3 protein-coding genes are annotated in these 2,556 nt (G+C 30.5%); 1 reads left to right on the forward strand and 2 read right to left on the reverse strand.

What is annotated here, in order from left to right:
* Positions 1-193: twin-arginine translocase subunit TatC (locus ACH2BO_RS09950; protein WP_395044592.1), on the reverse strand; the 193-nt coding region annotated here is incomplete at its 3' end.
* Positions 193-1,158 carry an SIS domain-containing protein gene (locus ACH2BO_RS09955; protein WP_395044593.1) on the reverse strand — a complete coding sequence of 322 codons (966 nt, stop codon included), beginning with the start codon at positions 1,156-1,158 and terminating at the stop codon, positions 193-195. The genes ACH2BO_RS09955 and ACH2BO_RS09950, both read right to left, overlap by 1 nt.
* An 87-nt stretch (positions 1,159-1,245) precedes the next feature.
* Between ACH2BO_RS09955 and ACH2BO_RS09960 the strand changes: the two genes are divergently transcribed.
* Positions 1,246-2,556, forward strand: a 1,311-nt coding sequence (locus tag ACH2BO_RS09960; RefSeq protein WP_395044594.1) for a RecQ family ATP-dependent DNA helicase, incomplete at its 3' end; no start/stop codon positions are given.

Raw genomic sequence — 2,556 nt, forward strand, 5'->3', positions numbered from 1 at the left:
CGCAAAAAAATGTATAGGTAATAAAATTGGCTTTAGTTGGTCCAAAAATTATTTCATCAAAAATAAAATCACTTACAAAGAATATTAAACTTGCAGCAATTAGCATTCCAATTGTTGCTTTAACAAGTAACCATCTTAATTCTTCAAGATGATCCATAAAAGACATTTCTGCTTTAACAACTTTTTTAGCCATTATACAATTCCTTCTTTTAATATATCGTGTAAATGTAAAATTCCTTTGTATTCTCCATTGTCAATAACAGCAAGTTGTGTTATAGAAAAATCTTCAAGAACATTTAAGGCGTCACTAACTAAATCGGTAGATTTTATAGATTTTGCATTAACAGTCATAATATCTTTAGCGGTCAAGCCAGATATTGTTTCGGTTTTATTTAGCATTCTTCTAATGTCACCATCAGTAATAATTCCGATAACTTTTTCATTTTCTATAACTGCAGTTACACCAAGTCGTTTTTCAGATATTTCTACAATAACATTTTTTATACTAGAATCTGGGTTAACCATTGGTTTATGAGTTGCATCAAGCATATCGCCAACGCGCAATAATAATTTTTTTCCTAATGCGCCACCAGGATGATATTTTGCAAAATCTTGACTTGTAAAATTTCGCATTTCCATTAGGCAAACTGCAATAGCATCACCAATAACTAATTGTGATGTTGTGCTATTAGTTGGTGCTAAATTATTAGGACAAGATTCAGATTCTACGTAAGTATTTAAAGTAAAATTGGCTTCTTTTCCTAAAAATGAAGTTACATTTCCTGTAATAGCAATTAGTTTATTTCCAAATTGTTTTAAAAGCGGAACCAAAACTTTAATTTCTGGACTATTACCACTTTTAGAAATACAAATTACAGCATCATTGGGTTGAACCATGCCTAAATCGCCATGAATTGCTTCTGAAGCATGAAGAAATAATGAAGGAGTTCCAGTAGAATTTAAAGTTGCCACAATTTTTTGAGCAATAATTGCACTTTTTCCTATACCAGTTACTACCAATCTTCCTTTACATTCGTAAATTGTATTTACCGCTTCAACAAAGCTAATGTCAATAAAATCAATAAGTTTTGCAATAGATTGACTTTGAGAAAGCAACGTTTTTTTAGCCGAAGCAATTATATTTTCGTTTGTTATCAAAATAGAATTAATATAAAATTTGTTTTTATAAAAGAAAGTTATATCTTTATATTGTGCAAATTTATGTAAAAATACCTTTAACTAAGAATGAATTCAAACGAAATTGACATCCACAAAGAATTAAAAAAATATTTTGGCTTTAACCAATTTAAAGGATTACAAGAACAAGTAATTAAAAGTTTGCTTGCTAAAAATAATACTTTCGTAATAATGCCAACTGGTGGTGGAAAATCGTTGTGTTATCAATTGCCAGCTTTAATTTTAAACGGAACTGCAATTGTGGTTTCGCCATTAATTGCCTTAATGAAAAATCAAGTGGATGCCATCAGAAGTTTATCATCAGAAGTTGGAATTGCACACGTTTTAAATTCGTCGTTAACTAAAACAGAAATTGCTCAAGTAAAAAAAGATATAACATCTGGAATTACTAAACTATTATACGTTGCGCCAGAATCTTTAACTAAAGAAGAATATGTTGAATTTCTTCAAAATGTTCCAATATCATTTGTAGCCATTGATGAAGCTCATTGTATTTCAGAATGGGGTCACGATTTTAGACCAGAATACAGAAATTTAAAAAATATTATAAAACTTATTGGCGACGTTCCTGTTATTGGTTTAACCGCAACTGCAACACCAAAAGTGCAAGAAGATATCTTAAAAAACTTAGATATGAGTGATGCAACAACTTTTAAAGCATCATTTAACAGACCCAATTTATATTATGAAATTCGCACAAAAACTAAAAATATCGAATCGGATATTATTAGATTTATAAAACAACACAAAGGAAAATCGGGTATTATTTATTGTTTAAGTCGTAAAAAAGTTGAAGCAATTGCCGAAGTTTTACAAGTAAACGGAATTTCTGCTGTGCCATATCATGCTGGTTTAGACGCTAAAACTAGAGCAAAACACCAAGATATGTTTCTTATGGAAGATGTAGATGTTGTTGTGGCAACTATTGCATTTGGTATGGGAATTGACAAACCAGATGTTCGATTTGTAATTCATCATGACATTCCAAAATCTTTAGAAAGTTATTATCAAGAAACTGGTCGTGGTGGAAGAGATGGAGGCGAAGGTCATTGTTTAGCTTATTATTCTTATAAAGATGTAGAAAAGTTAGAAAAATTTATGTCTGGTAAACCAGTTGCAGAGCAAGAAATTGGGTTTGCATTATTGCAAGAAGTTGTTGCTTATGCCGAAACTTCGATATCTAGACGTAAGTTTTTATTGCATTATTTTGGAGAAGAATTTGATGGCGAAAATGGTGATGGTGCCGATATGGATGACAATGTTAGAAACCCAAAAACCAAAGTTGAAGCACAAAATCAAGTTAAATTATTATTAGAAGTTGTTAGAGATACCAAACATTTATACAAATCTAAAGAAATT

The organism is Flavobacterium sp. (assembly GCF_043773265.1).
Taxonomy (GTDB): Bacteria; Bacteroidota; Bacteroidia; order Flavobacteriales; family Flavobacteriaceae; genus Flavobacterium.